Origin of the sequence: Actinopolymorpha sp. B9G3 (assembly GCF_040120725.1) — a bacterium.
In the GTDB taxonomy this organism is placed as follows: domain Bacteria; phylum Actinomycetota; class Actinomycetes; order Propionibacteriales; family Actinopolymorphaceae; genus Thermasporomyces.
Map to the genome: position 1 here is coordinate 225,692 of NZ_JBEEAB010000006.1, position 16,202 is coordinate 241,893.

Sequence of the window (16,202 nt, forward strand, 5' to 3'; positions counted from 1 at the left end):
CCCTAGACCCCGGGCGACCCGAACTCGACAGGTTGGTCGAGCGGTCACACACCCCCGGCCCGCCCTCGAGCGACCTCGCCATCGCCTTCGTCGGCGCCGCCATGGCTCCTCCTGGCGACCGCAGCGATGCGTGTGTGGCTGGTCACCCCTCTCGGCCGAGTAGGCCGGCCACGACCTGAATCTGCCATTCGGCGGATACACGGCCGGACCCTCGCCGGCCATCGTCGGTCGTGGAGGTCGTCCGTGGCCGGACTCCCACCCAACCCTGAGAGGGCTCGAACGACAGGAAGTGAGGTCCGATGACTGCCAGTCCATCCTCGGACGGCCCCGGGTCTGGAGAGCGCGACGCACGATGGTGGCCGGCCGTCAGTGTGTCGACCGCCGCACTTCTGGACGCCGCCGCGCACCTCGTCGGTTACCACGAGGTCTCCGGCATGCCGACGTTTCCATGGTGGACCAGCCTCGGCGCTGCGGCACTCGCCCTGGTTGCGGCCGGTCTTCCGGCGCCCGCGGTGCGCGCCACTGTGCTGTGGCTCGGGTCCGGCAGCATCCTGGCACTTTCCAGCCTGCCCGTCTTACCGCACGACCTGCTGGTCATTGTGTCTCATCTGATCGTGCAAGTGAGCGGAGGCAAGGACCTCTTCGCGGTGGATACGCCCTGGCTGGCAGTGATACGCCACCTGGTGGTGTTGACCGCCGCGGGCGCGGCGTGGCATGCCGGTGTCCGGGCCCGGCGCAGGGCGCGCGGCGTGTGCCCTGGCTGCGGGCGGATCGAATCGCGAGAGGCGGCGGTTGGTGGCCGCCTCGCTCGGGTGGGTGGCCTGCTAGCCGTCGTGGCACCTCTGCCCTACGTCTGGCTCAAGCTGGAATGGGCCACCGGATCCACTGTCGGTTTGGCTGATCCCGACTACTTCGACGGTGTCACCTTCTTCACGCCGGGCTTCGGTGACACTGCGCTGTTGGGTGGACTCGGAGTGGTGGTCGCGTCGGCCATGATGACCGTGCCGCGTCAGCGGTTGGTCCGAGCCACGCTGGTCGGCATCGGGGCGATCGGTTCGGTGATGCTTGTCCCGGTCGGCGTACTTGGCGCACTGCTCCTGGGAGCAACCCTCCTCACGGTGATGCCGATGGACGAGGACCTCGCCATCCGCCCCTGGGTATTCACCATGGTGTATCCCAGCTTCCTGCTCTGGGGGGTGGGCCTCGCCCTGGCGACATGGCAGTACTGGAAGGGCACCAAACCCGCCTGCGCCCATCACCGCGATCCTGTGCCATGAGCACCCGGACCGCCGCGGCCATCAGAACCGAGCGGTCCCCGCATTGATGATGGAGTACGACGGCGGCGTGATTGCCCGTTCGTGCGACACATGGACCCTGTCCGGTATCCGTACGCGATGGAGGCAAGCACGATGAGTGGGGCCCACAGGATGAGCGAGATCGCTGGAACGTGGGACACCAGAGTCATCGGGACTTCTGTTCCCGGGAACGTCATCCGTTGCCCCAACACGAAGCGCACCACGGAAGGGATCAACATCGTGGCATAGCCCGACAGGCCAGCGCCACACACCAAGCCCAAGCCGACTGGGAACCACCGGGGAATGGCCTGCCCGCGGAGTGTGGGAATCCAACGAGGCCAGGTTCTACTCCACGGGCGTGTGAGCCCTCAGCACAGCACCCCTCCACCCATCGCCATTCCGGCCAAGGTCAATTCCATGAGAACCGTGCCGTGCCCAGGATTCGCGTCGTTGATCCGTTGCAGAAACTGGGCGCTCGTCCCCGCTGGGACGCCGGCCGCCCACAGAAGCCGAACCGAGGCATAGCCGAGCGGTGCGAGAGCGGCCGCATACGCGGCGAGCGTGGCGAAGCGGGCGAACCTCCGCGGATGCGCAGTGGGCGACCTGCGACCGCAAACGGGGCATCCACCCCCCGTCTTCCGCCCATACCTGAGGGTCACCAGACCGAGAACGAATCCCGTCCCTGCCAGCACTATGACGCTCATCTCGGGCCATCCGACGCGGTAGAGCGCAAGCGGAAGCAGCATCGGAACCAGGTACAAGGACAGGTTGCCGGGAAGGACCAGCGTCAAGAACGTGCAAACTGCCCAGCCCCAAGCCAGCAACAGAGGGCGCCAGGGACCGGCGACCTCGAGTTGCATGGCGGCTATGGCTGCGAGCGTTAGCACTCCTATCCCGAGCGCCGACCAGTTCGTTTGCGCCGCGGCGAGGTCGGCCAGCCAGTGCTCGCGAAACATGCTGTCGGGATCGACACCGCGATCGAAGAAAGAGGTTCCCTCTTTCAAACCAACAACCGCCAACAACACGTGAATGGCAACTACTGCCGTCGCGAAAACGACCGCAACGCGCCAGATGTTCTGGTTCGTCCACCACGTCGTACGTTCTGTTGACTTCACACCAAAGGATGCTGCTCTCAGCCTCCGAGATCCGCACTCTGCCATATGGCAGATATGCCGAGTGGCGCAGCTGCGTCAACATGTGTACGTGCATGAGCAGCGCAGCCTCTGCACACCGTGCGGCAAGCAGCATCACAGGGACGATATCTAGACGAGGATGAATCATGACAGGTACGGTCCAGCAGAGCGACACCCCGAATCGACAGGACTTCCGCAAGGTCGTCGTGTACTCGCTCATCTCCCTCGATGGCGTAGCAGAGGAGCCCGGCGATTGGATGTTCGCCGTCGACGAGGATGTCTTCTCGTTCCTCGGAAGCGTGATCAACCGACAGGACGACGTGCTTCTTGGCCGGGGTACCTACGAATACTGGGTCGACTACTGGCCCACGTCGGACGTCGAGCCGTTCGCAAGCTTCATCAACAACACAACCAAGCATGTCTTCAGCTCCTCTCCGTTGAACGGGAGCTGGGCGAACGCACGTTGGGTCCATTCACCGTTGGAGGACTACGTCCGGCAGTTGAAGAACGGTCGCGGTCGAGACATCGGCGTGCACGGCAGTATCTCTGTTGCGCAAGCTCTCCTTGCGGCAGACCTCGTGGACGAGATTCAGCTGGTCGTCGCACCAACCTTGGCAGGTGATGGCTCCCGGCTCTTCCCGACGTTGGCTGGTGGACCGCGGCGGCTTGAATGCGTCAGCCAGGTTCGAACCCCCAGCGGGGCCATACTTCTGTCGTACCGCCTCGGCGAGCAAGCTGACCTCGCCTGTTCATGAGGTACGGCGGCACGAGGGTCGAACTGAGCGAAGCGCTCTGCCTGTAAGGAAGAATCGGTGCTGCGGTCACGCCGATCTTCTGACCGGAAGGCTCGGGCTGGGGTGGCGCGATGAGACGCCCCCGAGCTGACCTCTCACCGGCCTTGCCGGGCTCTCGCGGAGCCGGACCGCTTGGTTGGGTCAGGCGAGGAGGAGAGCGTTCGCCGGGTCCTCGACGATGCGGGCGACGTCGGTGAGGAACCGCGAGCCCTGTTCGCCGTCCACGACCCGGTGGTCGAACGACAACGACAGCGTCGTCACCCAGCGCGGTACCACCTGGTCGTCGACGACCCACGGCTGTTTGCGGACCGCGCCGAACGCGAGGATTCCGGACTCGCCCGGGTTCATGATCGGAGTCCCGCCGTCCACGCCGAAGACCCCGACGTTGGTGATGGTGAACGTCGTTCCCACCATGTCCTCGGGTGCTGTCCTGCCCTCGCGCGCGGTCTGGGTCAACGCGTTGAGTGCCCGCGCGAGGTCGGGTAGCGGGAGCTGCTCGGCGTCCTTGATGTGCGGCACGGTCAGCCCTCGCGGCGTGGCGGCCGCGATGCCCAGGTTGACGTAGTGCTTGAGCACGATCTCGCTGGCGGCGTCGTCCCAGGTGGAGTTGAGTTCGGGGGTACGCCGGAGGGCCAGCAGGCAGGCCTTCGCGACCACGACGAGCGGGGTGAGCTTGACGTCGGCGAGCTCCCGCCGTCCCTTGAGGCGCGCCAGCAGGTCCATGGTGTTGGTCGCGTCGACGCTCATCCACTCCGTGACATGAGGTGCGGTGAACGCGCTCTGCGTGACGGCCTGGGCCATGGCCCGGCGTACTCCACGGACCGGCACCCGCGTCTCCCGGACGCCCGGGGCCCGCGCTGCCGGCGCTAGGCCTTCTGCCGGAGCAGCCGGAGCGGCCGGGCCGGCCGCCTGGGTCGCGAAGGACTCCACGTCCGACCGGCTGATCGTGCCGTCCGGTCCGGTCGGTGGGACGGTACGCAGGTCGACGCCGAGATCCTTGGCCAGCTTGCGTACAGGCGGCTTCGCGCGGGCGGGTGCGGTCGAGACAACGGATGGCGCCGGCGCGGGTCCAGGTGCCGATGCGGGCGCCGCCGAAGGTTGCCCTGGCGCGGTTGCGGCTGGTGCCCATTCCGCCGGCGCGGGCGGAGCAGCGACCTCTGCGGGCGCTCCCTGCACGGGAACGGTGGCACCCTTGCGGGGACGGCGTCGTGCTGCTCCGGCCCGAGGACCGTAGCCGACAAGGTTGCTGGTCCGTCCTTCGCCGTTCGCCTCCCCGCCGGCTGCGGCAGGCGCTCCGGCCGCGGCGGGAGGCGCTTCTCCAGGTCCGGCGGCAGGCGCTTTCGCAGGCCCGGTGGCTGGCGCTTCCCCAGGTCCGGCAGCCGGTGCTTCCCCAGGTCCGGCGGCGGGCACGGACCCTCCACCGGGCCAAGCAGCCTCGTCAGGCGTGACGCCCTCACCAGCGACCCGGATGAGCGGCGTACCGACCGGCACCACCTGCCCCTCAGGCACCAGCAGCTCCGCGATCGTTCCTGCGTACGGGCAGGGGAGTTCGACCAGCGACTTCGCGGTCTCGATCTCGACAACGATGTCGTTGACCTTCACCGTGTCGCCCGGCTTCACCTTCCAGGTGACGACCTCGGCCTCCACCAGGCCCTCGCCGACGTCCGGCAGCTTGAACTCGCGTACGTTCGCCATCCGCGCCCCATCCCCTCGGTAAGTCAGCCCCTCAGTACGCCATTCCGCTCAGTACGACAGGACCCGGTCGACGGCATCGAGCACCCGGTCGAGGTCGGGCAGATAGTCCTCCTCGGCACGTGCCACCGGATAGGGGGTGTCGAAACCAGCGACCCGCTGTACCGGCGCCTCGAGGGAGTAGAAGCACTCCTGCGCGATCCGGGTGGCGAGCTCCGCGCCCAGCCCACCCGTCACGGGCGCCTCGTGGACGGTGACGACCCGCCCGGTCCGGCGTACCAGCTCATAGACCGGCGAGAGGTCGAGCGGCGAGAGGGTCCGAAGGTCCACCACCGCGAGGCTCCGGCCCTCCTCGGCGGCCGCCGTCGCGGCGTCGAGGCAGGTCTTCACCATCGGCCCGTAGCAGAGCAGGACCGCATCGGTGCCGTCCTGCACGACCCGCGACCGGTGCAGCGGATACGGCGGCTCGGCGAGGTCGGTGTCGACCTCAGCGCGTTCGTAGTACCGCCGCTTCGGCTCCAGGAAGATGATCGGGTCGTTGCTGGCGATGCACTGCTGGATCATCCAGTACGCATCACCGGGGTTGGCGCAGGCGACCACCTTGAGCCCGGCGGTGTGGGCGAAGTACGCCTCGGGCGACTCCGAGTGGTGCTCCACCGCCCCGATCCCGCCACCGAACGGGATCCGGATCACGACGGGCAGGGTGAGCTTGCCCTGCGACCGCAGGTGCATCTTCGCGACCTGGCTGACGATCTGGTCGTACGCCGGGTAGACGAAGCCGTCGAACTGGATCTCGCACACCGGCCGGTAGCCCCGCAGCGCAAGACCGATCGCCGTCCCGACGATCCCGGACTCCGCGAGCGGGGTGTCGATGACGCGGTCCTCGCCGAAGTCCTTCTGCAGGCCGTCGGTCACCCGGAAGACGCCGCCGAGCTTTCCGACGTCCTCGCCCATGACGATGACCTTGGGGTTGTCCTCCATGGCGCGGCGAAGGCCGGAGTTGAGCCCCTTGGCGAGAGTGAGCTGGCTCATCAGATCACCCCCTCCGCGAACTCGGCATCCGCACCTGATTTGGCATCGGCATCAGCGAACGACGCCTGATAGTCGCGGAGCCACTGTTGCTGCGCTGCCAGCTCCTCGGTCTGCTCGGCGTAGACGAGATCGAAGCTGCGGGCGTAGTCCGGTTCGGGCATCGCGTGGGTCCCTTCGCGCACATGCTGGGCGAGGGCGTCGGCCTCGGTTTCGATGCGTACGAAGAAGTCGTCATCGGTGACACCGTTGCGGGTGAGGTACGCCTTGACCCGGGCGAGCGGGTCCTTGAGCTTCCAGTGTTCGAGCTCGTCCTTGAGTCGGTAGCGCGTCGGGTCATCGGTGGTCGTGTGCGCGCCCATCCGGTACGTGAACGCCTCGACGAGTGTCGGACCGCCCCCGTCACGGGCCTGCTGCAGCGCGGCCTTCGCCACGGCGTAGCAGGCGAGGACGTCGTTGCCGTCGACGCGTACGCCCGGAAAGCCGAAGCCGGCCGCTCGCCGGTAGAGCGGGATCCGGGACTGCTTCTCCATCGGCGCCGAGATCGCCCACTGGTTGTTCTGCAGGAAGAACACGATCGGCGCGTTGAACACCGACGCCCAGATGAACGCCTCGTTGACGTCTCCTTGGGCGCTCGCGCCATCGCCGAAGTAGCCGAGGACGGCCATGTCGCGCTCGGGGTCCCCGGTGCCGACGAGGCCGTCGCGCTGGACCCCCATGGCGTAGCCGGTCGCGTGCAGCGTCTGGGCGCCGATCACGATCGTGTAGAGGTGGAAGTTGGTGGTCCTGGGATCCCAGCCGCCGTGGTCCACCCCGCGGAACAGGCTGATGATCGCCAGCGGATCGATGTCACGGCACCATGCGACGCCGTGCTCGCGGTAGGTCGGGAAGATGAAGTCCTGCGCGCGGACCGCCCGGCCGGAGCCGATCTGCGCGGCCTCCTGACCCAGGAGCGAGGCCCAGATCCCGAGCTCACCCTGCCGCTGGAGGGCGATCGCCTCCGCGTCGATCCGCCGGGTCAGCGCCATGTCACGATAGAAGCCCTTGATCGCCTCGTCATCGAGGTCGAACGCATAGTCGGGGTGCTCGCAGCGTTCACCTTCGGGGGTGAGCAGCTGTACGAACTCGGGGCCACCTTCCGCCGGGTCCCCGGGTGGGGACCACAACGCGCCATCCGTCGTCACCGTGCACTCCTTCTCCTCCATCGGTCGGCGGGATCACCGCCTCACCGGGCCGGAGCTCGGCGCGTCGGCACTCACCGTCACCTGTGGGCGCAGATGAGTCCTACGACGCGCACGACTGTGGCACCTTGCCCAGCCGTGGCACCAACGTACCCATCGTGCCCCGTCAGTGCATCCGTTCCGCGGCGTGCGTTCGTCCAGTCCGGCTCCGGCGTACTGCAGTGGTGTCCGCGGGCATCGAGGTGCGCTCGCCGCTCCTCGCGGATCTGCCCGACCTCTGCCGTGCCCCCGGCCCTCGCGATCGGTACCGCGAGGCCACGTGATTCAGGATCGTTCGGGCAGGTGGGGTGACACCATGTCGGAACCCACCGTTCGGTGGTGCGGTTTGGTGTACGCCTTCCACAGTTAGTCGTACGCCCGATTTCTTGGTCGTACGCCCGACTTTCCTTGCCGGCCGTACGCCCGACTCTTCTTTACCGGTCGTCCGCCCGACTTTCCTTGCCGTCGTACGACCGAGTTCCGGTCCCGCCGGCTGCCGTTTCCATGATCATGAAAGTTTTGCGGCGTATACGCACCGCTTTTCCTCATGATCACGATCATGATCACGGAGGGGTGGCGAGGGCGCCGGAGTGGAGGAGGGCGGCCACGTCGGCGTCGGTGAAGCCCCAGTCGCGTAGGGCTTCGCGGGTGTGTTCGCCAGGGTGCGGGGCGGGGCCCTGGACGGCACCCGGCGTGCGTGACAGTTTCGGCGCCGGGCCGGGCTGCAGGAGCGCTCCCACCTCGACGAACGTACGTCGGCTGGCGAGGTGTGGATGCGCGGGCGCCTCGCCCGGGTCGAGGACGGGAGCCACGCAGGCGTCGGTGTCGGCGAACCGCCGGGCCCACTCGTCACGGGTCCTGGTCGCGAACACCGCGGCGAAGCGCTGGTGCAGGACCGGCCAACCGCCGCGTTCGTACTGGTCAGGCAGGTTCTCGCCGTCGGGGCCGGCATCGGTCAGACCGAGGCCCTTCAGCAGTTCGGCGTAGAACCGCGGCTCCAGCGCCCCGACGGCGACGAAGCGACCGTCGGCGCAGGCGTACGTCCGGTAGAAAGGCGCGCCACCGTCGAGCAGGTTCCCACCGCGCGGAGCGGGCCACCCGCCGGCCGCGCGCAGGCCGTGCAGGTGCGTCGACAAGAGCGCCGCGCCCTCGACCATCGCCGCGTCGACGACCTGGCCGCGGCCGGAGCGGTCGCGTTCCCAGAGCGCGGCGAGGATCCCGATCACCGCGAGCATGCCGCCGCCCGCGAAGTCGCCGACATAGTTGAGCGGTGGTACCGGCGGCGCGTCGCCCGGTCCGATCGGGTCAAGGGCACCCGACACCGCCAGGTAGTCGATGTCGTGTCCCGCGGTGTGCGCGAGCGGGCCGTCCTGTCCCCAGCCGGTGACCCGGGCGTAGACGAGACCGTCGTTGCGGGCGAGGCAGGCTGCCGGGCCGATACCGAGACGTTCGCAGACGCCCGGCCGGAACCCCTCGAGGACGACGTCGGCAACGGCCGCCAGGTGCAGGAAGGTGGCGGCCCCGTCGGAGTGCTTGAGGTCGATCGCGACCGAACGCCGACCGCGCGCGAGCGGATCGTCCGGGAGCCCGGCGGCCGGGAGTGCGGACACCGGCTCGGCCGCCACGACCCGGTCGACCCGGAGCACCTCCGCGCCCAGGTCGGACAGCATCATCGCGGCGAACGGCCCCGGTGCCAGGCTCGCCAGCTCCACCACCCGTAGGCCAGTCAGCGGACCAGTCATCGCCCCATCATCGAGCCTCGCCTGCGCGGACGCGAACACGCCGCACGGCCGAGGTCGTCCATTAGTCACCGCGCGACCCCGACCCTGCCAGACCGGCCAGACCTCAGTGAGGACGTCCAGGCCCAGCCAGACCCGCTGGGACTCGGCGGGGCCCGGTCTGGTTCAGCTGGAGTCTCCGAGCATGGCGCGGCTGATGATGTCCTTCATGATCTCCGACGTACCCGCGTAGATCCGCTGCACCCGCGCGTCGGCGTACGCACGGCAGATCGGGTACTCCCACATGTATCCGTACCCACCATGCATCTGCACGCAGTCGTCGACGACTCGGCCGAGCATCTCGGTGGCGAAGAGCTTCGCGGACGCGGCTGAGGCGGCGTCCAGCTCGCCCGCTCCCGCCGCGAGGACGCAGCGGTCGACGTAGGCCTGCGCCACCTCGATCTCCGTCCGCATCTGCGCCAGCCGGAACCGGGTGTCCTGGAATCCCGCCAGGGCGCGCCCGAACGCCTGCCGCTCCTGCACGTACGTCAGCGTGTCCTGCAACGCCACCTCCGCACCGGAGACCGCGCTCATCGCGACGACAAGACGTTCCTGCGCGAAGAGCCGGATGATCTGTGCGAACCCCTCTGCCGGGTTGCCCAGCACGTTGTCCTTGGGGATCCGGCAGTTGTCGAAGAACAGCTCGGCGGTGTCCTGGGTACGCAGGCCGAGCTTGTCGAGCTTGCGGCCGCGGCTGAACCCGGGCGTGCCCGTCTCGACGAGGAAGAGCCCGATCCCGTGCCGGCGGTCGGGTTGGGTCCGCGCCGCCACCAGGACGACGTCGGCGCAGATGCCGTTGGAGACGAACGTCTTCGCACCGTCGAGGACCCAGTGATCGCCGTCGTCGGCGGCCTTCGTCCGCATCGCCGCCGCGTCGGAACCCGCCTCCGGCTCGGTGATCGCGATCGCGAGAACCGCCTCGCCCGTGACGGCCCGGGTGAGGAAGCGGCGCTTCTGCTGACGGGTGCCGGCGTGGATGAGATAAGGAGCGACGATCGCGTTGTGCAGCGCCAGCCCGAACCCCGACTCGTGGACCCGGGCCAGCTCCTCCATCATGATCTGCTCGTACCGGAGGTCGGTGATGCCGAGTCCGCCGTACGCCGGATCGGCCGCCGGTACGACGAAGCCCTGCTGGCCGGCGACCCGCCAGATCTCCTTGTCGACCAGCCCGGCCTTGTCCCACCCCGGCTGCCGAGGAACGACCTCACGTTCGCAGAACGTCCGAAACGACTCGCGGAACGACTCGTGGTCGGCGTCGTAGTATCCAGCCCGCATGGGCCCGATCCTGCCAGGAACGGGCGGCGGGCGGCCGCGCCGTGGGGAATGATCACGTATGCGTGATCATTCCCCACGATGCAGGACGAATGCAGCGCGCATCGTGGGGAATTGACGCGCACTGTCACGGCCTCGGTCCTCCCTCGCTCAGGACCGTACGCAGCCGAACGGCGAACGCGTCGGGGTCCTCGGCGAAGCCGATGTGGCCACCGGGGAACATCGTCGGTTCGATCCCGAGCGCGGCCGAGAGCGCCCTCGACGAACGGTCGCAGAGCTGGCCTGACGAGTCCTCGCCGATGCCGATCAGCACGCGGGTCGCCGCCGAACGCAGGTGGGCGGTGTCGGGCACCCAACGGACCGTCGAACGGATCATGTGCGCGTACTGGAAGTCGTCGTCCGCGGCCTCCTGAGGCGTGCGCTCTCCGGCGAACATCAGCTGGAACACCTCCTCAGGCATCTCGATGTTGGCGATGGCCAGGAACTTCCGCCAGGCGCCCACGACGTCACCGGAGAGGTGGGTGGCGATCAGGTCCTCGGTCCGCTCGCGAAGCTCCTCGTTGTCGTCGAGCCCGTGGTGCAGCGGGGGTTCGTGGGCGATGGCCGTGTGAACCAGCCCGGGGTGGGCCTGGGTAAGGGCCAGGACGCTGACGGCGCCGCCGCTGGAGCCGAGGACCGCTGCCGGGCCGGCGTCGAGGTGGGTGATGAGCCGGGCGAGGTCGTCCGCGCGCAGCTCCGGGGTCGAGTCCCGGTCGCGGTCGTCGACCGTGCTGCGGTTGATGCCCCGTGGGTCGGTGGTGAGGACCGTGTGGTCGGCGGCCAGCAGGTCAGCCAGCGGTTCGAAGGACCTCGCGTCCATCGGGGCCCCGACGAGCACGACGAGCGGGCCGGCCCCCCGTACCTCGTAGTGCAGTGTGGCGCCGGGGACCCGGAGGGTCTCGACGGTGACGGGAGCGGTGGACGTGTGGTTCATCGGATCCTCCTGATATGGGCCGGTACGACGGCTGTGCGAGGCTCGTACGGCGGCTCGAACATGCCTGCTCGGAGGTATGTGACTCCCGCCCTGAGGCAGAATCGTCGCTCGTGAGTGACGCATCTTCCGGGCGGTCGGCGGACATGACGGCCGAGCCCGCCGCCGAGGATCTGGCTCGGGCCCGCGGCGGGGACGACGAGGCGTTCACCCGCCTCGTCGAGCCGTTACGTCGCGAGCTGCACGCCCACTGTTACCGCATGCTCGGGTCGACCCACGACGCCGACGACGCCCTGCAGGACGCCTTGCTCCGAGCCTGGCGCGGGCTCCCGCGCTTCGAGGGGCGCAGCTCGCTGCGCTCGTGGCTCTACACCGTGGTGACGCGTACCTGCCTCGACAGCGTCGCCATGCGCGGGAAGCGGGCGCTGCCTGTCGACCTCAGCCCGTCCAGCGACCATCCGGTGATCGGTGACGTTCCGTTGAGCGAGATCGCCTGGTTGGGGCCCTATCCCGACGCAGGTCTCGACGTCGGTGCGGGCGGACCGGCCGGACCGGACGCGCACTACGAACAGCGCGAAGCGGTCGAACTCGCTTTCGTCGCGGCCCTGCAGCACCTGCCGGGCAACCAGCGCGCGGCCCTGCTGCTCTTCGAGGTCCTCGGCTTCTCCGCCGCCGAGATCGCCACCATCATGGACACGTCGACCACCTCGGTGAACTCCGCCCTGGCGCGTGCACGCAGGATCGTCACGGAGAAGATCCCCTCCGCCACCCAGCAGCAGACGTTGCGGGAGATCGGCGACGCCCGCATGCGGGAGATCGTCACCGGCTACTCCACCGCGCTCGAACGCGGCGACGCCGACGCCCTGGTCGCGCTGCTCACCGAGGATGTCACCTGGTCGATGCCGCCGATGCCGCACTGGTACCACGGGCTCGCGGCCGTCACCGACTTCGCCGTCCAGGTCCCGTTGACCGGGTGTGGCTCCTGGCGACACCTTCCGACCAGCGCGAACGGCCAGCCGGCGTTGGGTTCGTACCTCTGGAACGACGAAGCGGGCGCGCACGGCAGCTGGGCGATCAATGTCCTGACCCTGCGGGGCGACCGGATCGCGGAGATCACCACGTTCATCGGGGCGGCCCATTTCGAGGCGTTCGGCCTGCCCGCGTCGCTGCCCTGACATTCGCTCGCGCGAACCGGGAGGCACCCAGGTCCCGGGAGGTCGGTCAGGTCACGGGGAGGTCGAGGGTACGCGTGGCCGGTCCGCGGACACGAAGTGGTCAGCGGAGGAGGAGCGCGACTCCGGCGGCGGCCGCCGCCCAGAGCAGGCTCGTGAACGTCCCGATGATGAACCGCTCGGCGGCCCCGGGAGCCCGGAGTTCCGGGTACCGGCCGAGGCTCTTCACCGCCAGAACCAGCGCGACGCCTTCCGCGAGTCCGGTGAGCAGGCAACTGGCGATCGCGGCCCGTTCGAGGGCGCCGATCCACAGACCTCCGCGCAGGACCGGCCTCGCGGGCACAGGCGACGTACCGCCGGCGACGGTCGGCCCGGCGGGTTCGGCAGGGTGGGTGATCTGCGGCATTCCCGCCAGCTCCGCTCCGCGCAGCATCGCCGTGGTGACCGGTCCCCCGCCCGCGACAGCGATCACGACGCCGAGGACCGCCGCGAGGCCGCGTGGGAGGCCGGCGCCGGCTGCGGCGAGAAGCGCCGCCAGACCGAAGACCGCTGCGGGCGCGGTGACGACGAGCCACCACGGCAGGCGGGCGAGTCGGGCCGACACCGCGTCATGCCATGCCGCGACGCTGGCGATGGCGAGAAGCAGCAGGAGGACGAGCAGCGCGATCGTGGTCACAAGCGGTCCGCCTCTCCCAGGAGTTGGCTCGCGATCGGGCGAACCCGGCGTTCTTCGTTCCACAGTGCCGCCCGAAGCCGTTGGCTCACGGCCTGCGGGCTGATCCCGAGGCGCTGGGCGACGTCCTTCTGGGTGAGTCCCTCGGCCATCAGATCGACGACCTCCCATCCCTGCCGGCTCCGGCGGTGTACGACCGCACCCAAGAGTGCCAGCAATGCCTGCGCATCCTCGGCCGTGTCGGGGTCGGGTCCGGTCACGGCCAGCCGGGCGACCGTCGACTTCGCCCGCTCCACCGCCGTCCGCGCATTGACGAACGCCGGACCGCTCGCCGCCCGCACACTGGCTGGGATGGGTGTACGGACCTGCCCGACGCCGACGCCGACGTACCAATGGCCCTCGCGTACGAGAGCGAGGGCGAGGTTCACCGCGTCGTCCGGGTTGTCCAACAGTCCCTGGACCTCGTCGCCAGCGGTGCGCTCGAATCCGCGTACGAGCCGGGTCGCTTCCGGCCGCGTTGCCAGACGGGCGAGCAGGTCCTCGATCCGGTCGGCCTCGCGGCGGCTCGCGCGCTGGTCGATCGTGAGGACCAGCATGGGCAGCCTCCCTCGAGCGGGCTTGCCGCGTTTGTGCGCCTACGGCAGCGGCCGGCAGCGCCTTGATCCGGGCCTATCAAGCCTTTACGCTTGTGTGAGCCTAGTCAAGGTTAAGGGCTTGAGTTCGGGCGTCCGGCGCTTTCCAGAAGGAATTCCTCAGCAGGCGACCAATGTGGCAGAGGGGCGCCCTCATCCGGCGGCTCGTGGACTCAGGGGAGACGGGGTGGGTGGAAGCGGTCCCCGTACCGGGTCGCCAGTTCCTCCGCCCGCGCCTCGAATGCCTTCGCCCCGCCGTACGCATCGACGAACTGCGCCGCGCCACCGGTCCACGCCGGAAACCCGATCCCGAAGATGCTGCCCACGTTGGCGTCCCTCGCGGTCGTGACGACCCCCTCGGCCATGCAGCGCAGCGTCTCGATCGACTGGACGAACAGCAGTCGGTCGCGGACATCCTCCTCCGGCACGTCACCCGGCCCGGTCGCGAAATGCCGGGCGAGCTCGGGCCACAGCCGCTTCTTGCCGATGTCGCGGGCGTCGAAGGCGTTCCCACCGTTCGTCACCGGGTAGTCGTAGAAGCCCGCCCCCGCCGCCTTGCCCGGCCGCCCCAGCTCGCTGACCATGCGGTCGACGACCGCGAACGCCGGATGGTCCACCGGCTCCCGTCCCTGCGCGGCGAGATCGGCGACCTCCTCGGACCGGATCCGGGCCACGAGCGCGAGGCTCACCTCGTCGGCGACGGCCAGCGGGCCCACCGGGAGGCCGGCCTTGCGGGCGACGTTCTCGACGACCGCCGGTGGTACGCCTTCGACCACCATGTCGATGCCCTCGGTGACGTACGTACCGAAGACTCGCGAGGTGAAGAACCCTCGGCTGTCGTTGACCATCACCGGGAGCTTGCCGATCTGACGGACGAAATCGAATGCCCGCGCGAGCGTCCCGTCCGAGGTCTGGGCGCCACGGATGATCTCCACCAGCGGCATCCGGTGGACCGGCGAGAAGAAGTGCAGTCCGACGAACCGCTCCGGCCGCTTGATGGCCGACGCGAGCCCCGTGATGGGAAGTGTCGAGGTGTTGGAGGCGATCATCGCATCGGGCGCGGCGGCCCCTTCGGCCGCCGCGAGGACGACGTTCTTCAGGCCGCGGTCCTCGAAGACCGCCTCGATCACGAGGTCACAACCGTCGAGGTCGGCGTCGGTGTCGGTGGGCGTCACCCGGTCGAGCACGCCGTCCCGCCGGTCGGCTGTCAACCTGCCCTTGCTGACGCGTTCGTCAAGCAGGGAAGCGATCCGGTGCTTTCCGGCCTCCGCCGCGCCGACGGAGACGTCCTTCAGAACGACCGGAATTCCGGCGTACGCACTGACATAGGCGATGCCGCCCCCCATCATGCCGGCGCCGACGACGCCGAGCCGCTGCACCGGCCGCTGGTCGTAGCCCGCCGGCCTGGACGCACCCCGCAGGATCTCGTTCCGGTCGAACCACAAGGTGCCGATCATGTTCTTGGCGACCTGGCTCGTCACCAGCTCCAGGAAGTACCTGCTCTCGATCGCCAACGCCGTGTCCATGTCGACGCAGGCGCCTTCCACCGCGGCCGCGAGGATCCGTTCCGGCGCGGGATAGGCACCGTGCGTCCGCTTCGCGAGCATCGCGGGCGCGACCGACAGCGCGCCGTAACTCTTGGCGTCGTTCGGGTCGAGTCCCGGGATCACATAGCCCGGCCGGTCCCACGGCTGCGTCACCTCGGGCTGGTCCTGGCCCTGATCCTGATCCGACCCGGCCTGCGTACGGATCCAGTCCCTCGCCGCCGGCAGCAGCTCGTCCGGCCGTTCCACCACCTGGTGCACGAGGCCGCTGTCGAGCGCCTCCTTCGGGTGCACCTGCGTACCTTCGACGAGGAACGGAAGGGCCGCCTGGAGCCCGAGCAGTCGGACGGTACGCACGATCCCGCCGGCACCCGGCAGCAGCCCGAGGGTCACTTCCGGGAAGCCGATCCTGATCTCCGGATCGGCCAGGACGACGCGATGGTGACAGGCGAGGGCGATCTCGAGGCCGGCGCCGAGAGCCGATCCGTTGAGGGCGGCGACGACCGGGCGGCCCAGGCGTTCGAGTCGGCGGAGCTGGCTCTTGGCCTGGCCGAGGAACCCGGCGAAGTCGCTGAGATTGTCCCGGGTGACCCCGCGCAACAGGTCGAGATCGCCGCCGGCGAAGAAGGTGCGCTTCGCCGAGGTCACGACGACACCGGTGATCTCGTCCCGCTCCCGTTCCAGCCGGTCGACGGCGGCACCCATGGCGGCGAGGTAGTCGGCGTTCAGGACGTTGGTGGAGTGTCCGGGTTGGTCCAGGGTCAGTGTCACCAGGCCGTCGGCGTCCCGGTCGTACCGCACCGCGCCTGTCCTGACGGTGCCTGTCCTAGCGGTGTCTGTCATAACGGTCCTCACCCGCACTCGGTCGGCCTCGGGCACCAGGGCTGACTGCCGCTCCATGCGCGGCCTTCGTTCATCCGCCCGCCGTTGACAGTCCCACCGCATCAGCCACTCGTGCGGGGAAACGTACCCATGCCCAGGCGCGTTCAGTCCAGCCC

General features: G+C 69.1%; 13 protein-coding genes. 3 read left to right on the forward strand and 10 right to left on the reverse strand.

The window, feature by feature from the left end; genetic code table 11:
* Window positions 1-299: 299 nt before the first annotated feature.
* Window positions 300-1,277, forward strand: a complete 978-nt coding sequence (locus ABNF93_RS13520) for a hypothetical protein (protein WP_349328326.1) — start codon at window positions 300-302, stop codon at window positions 1,275-1,277.
* A 386-nt stretch (window positions 1,278-1,663) separates the two neighbouring features.
* Here the strand turns inward: ABNF93_RS13520 and ABNF93_RS13525 are convergent, their stop codons facing one another.
* Complete coding sequence (locus tag ABNF93_RS13525; protein ID WP_349328327.1) at window positions 1,664-2,410, reverse strand: hypothetical protein; 747 nt, start codon at window positions 2,408-2,410, stop codon at window positions 1,664-1,666.
* 224 nt (window positions 2,411-2,634) lie between these two features.
* Here ABNF93_RS13525 and ABNF93_RS13530 point away from each other — a divergent pair, with 224 nt between their 5' ends.
* Window positions 2,635-3,183 (forward strand): dihydrofolate reductase family protein, encoded by a 549-nt coding sequence (locus ABNF93_RS13530; protein WP_349328328.1) that lies wholly within the window; start codon window positions 2,635-2,637, stop codon window positions 3,181-3,183.
* A 180-nt stretch (window positions 3,184-3,363) separates the two neighbouring features.
* Here ABNF93_RS13530 and ABNF93_RS13535 read toward each other — a convergent pair whose 3' ends face one another.
* The 6 genes from ABNF93_RS13535 to ABNF93_RS13560 form a co-directional block, all read right to left on the reverse strand.
* Window positions 3,364-4,917: a dihydrolipoamide acetyltransferase family protein gene (locus tag ABNF93_RS13535; RefSeq protein WP_349328329.1), complete on the reverse strand. Its 1,554-nt coding sequence runs from the start codon at window positions 4,915-4,917 to the stop codon at window positions 3,364-3,366.
* 48 nt (window positions 4,918-4,965) lie between these two features.
* Entirely contained in the window at window positions 4,966-5,946 is a 981-nt protein-coding gene (locus ABNF93_RS13540; protein ID WP_349328330.1) for an alpha-ketoacid dehydrogenase subunit beta, read from the reverse strand.
* Window positions 5,946-7,127, reverse strand: coding sequence for a pyruvate dehydrogenase (acetyl-transferring) E1 component subunit alpha (gene pdhA, locus ABNF93_RS13545; protein WP_349328331.1), 1,182 nt, complete (start codon window positions 7,125-7,127; stop codon window positions 5,946-5,948). The genes ABNF93_RS13540 and pdhA overlap by 1 nt, the downstream gene beginning before the upstream one ends.
* Window positions 7,128-7,726: 599 nt before the next feature.
* Window positions 7,727-8,905 carry a CaiB/BaiF CoA transferase family protein gene (locus tag ABNF93_RS13550; RefSeq protein ID WP_349328332.1) on the reverse strand — a complete coding sequence of 393 codons (1,179 nt, stop codon included), beginning with the start codon at window positions 8,903-8,905 and terminating at the stop codon, window positions 7,727-7,729.
* 162 nt (window positions 8,906-9,067) lie between these two features.
* Window positions 9,068-10,216, reverse strand: coding sequence for an acyl-CoA dehydrogenase family protein (locus ABNF93_RS13555; protein WP_349328333.1), 1,149 nt, complete (start codon window positions 10,214-10,216; stop codon window positions 9,068-9,070).
* 124 nt (window positions 10,217-10,340) lie between these two features.
* Window positions 10,341-11,186, reverse strand: coding sequence for an alpha/beta fold hydrolase (locus tag ABNF93_RS13560; protein WP_349328334.1), 846 nt, complete (start codon window positions 11,184-11,186; stop codon window positions 10,341-10,343).
* Between the two features lie 110 nt (window positions 11,187-11,296).
* Here ABNF93_RS13560 and ABNF93_RS13565 point away from each other — a divergent pair, with 110 nt between their 5' ends.
* Window positions 11,297-12,358: a sigma-70 family RNA polymerase sigma factor gene (locus ABNF93_RS13565; protein ID WP_349328335.1), complete on the forward strand. Its 1,062-nt coding sequence runs from the start codon at window positions 11,297-11,299 to the stop codon at window positions 12,356-12,358.
* A gap of 100 nt (window positions 12,359-12,458) precedes the next feature.
* Here ABNF93_RS13565 and ABNF93_RS13570 read toward each other — a convergent pair whose 3' ends face one another.
* From ABNF93_RS13570 to ABNF93_RS13580, 3 genes are all read right to left on the reverse strand, one after another.
* A complete protein-coding gene (locus ABNF93_RS13570) occupies window positions 12,459-13,031 on the reverse strand; it encodes a hypothetical protein (RefSeq protein ID WP_349328336.1) in 573 nt (190 codons plus the stop codon).
* Window positions 13,028-13,624: a SatD family protein gene (locus tag ABNF93_RS13575; RefSeq protein ID WP_349328337.1), complete on the reverse strand. Its 597-nt coding sequence runs from the start codon at window positions 13,622-13,624 to the stop codon at window positions 13,028-13,030. Before ABNF93_RS13575 ends, ABNF93_RS13570 begins: the two co-directional genes overlap by 4 nt.
* A gap of 209 nt (window positions 13,625-13,833) precedes the next feature.
* A complete protein-coding gene (locus ABNF93_RS13580; RefSeq protein ID WP_349328338.1) occupies window positions 13,834-16,005 on the reverse strand; it encodes a 3-hydroxyacyl-CoA dehydrogenase NAD-binding domain-containing protein in 2,172 nt (723 codons plus the stop codon).
* Between the last annotated feature and the right edge of the window lie 197 nt (window positions 16,006-16,202).

What these genes read in the sequence shown, in the direction of transcription:
- ABNF93_RS13520 (WP_349328326.1), top strand. Translation starts at nt 300, where the DNA reads ATGACTGCCAGTCCATCCTCGGACGGCCCCGGGTCTGGAGAGCGCGAC.
- ABNF93_RS13535 (WP_349328329.1), bottom strand. Translation starts at nt 4,917, where the DNA reads ATGGCGAACGTACGCGAGTTCAAGCTGCCGGACGTCGGCGAGGGCCTG.
- ABNF93_RS13540 (WP_349328330.1), bottom strand. Translation starts at nt 5,946, where the DNA reads ATGAGCCAGCTCACTCTCGCCAAGGGGCTCAACTCCGGCCTTCGCCGC.
- ABNF93_RS13550 (WP_349328332.1), bottom strand. Translation starts at nt 8,905, where the DNA reads ATGACTGGTCCGCTGACTGGCCTACGGGTGGTGGAGCTGGCGAGCCTG.
- ABNF93_RS13555 (WP_349328333.1), bottom strand. Translation starts at nt 10,216, where the DNA reads ATGCGGGCTGGATACTACGACGCCGACCACGAGTCGTTCCGCGAGTCG.
- ABNF93_RS13560 (WP_349328334.1), bottom strand. Translation starts at nt 11,186, where the DNA reads ATGAACCACACGTCCACCGCTCCCGTCACCGTCGAGACCCTCCGGGTC.
- ABNF93_RS13575 (WP_349328337.1), bottom strand. Translation starts at nt 13,624, where the DNA reads ATGCTGGTCCTCACGATCGACCAGCGCGCGAGCCGCCGCGAGGCCGAC.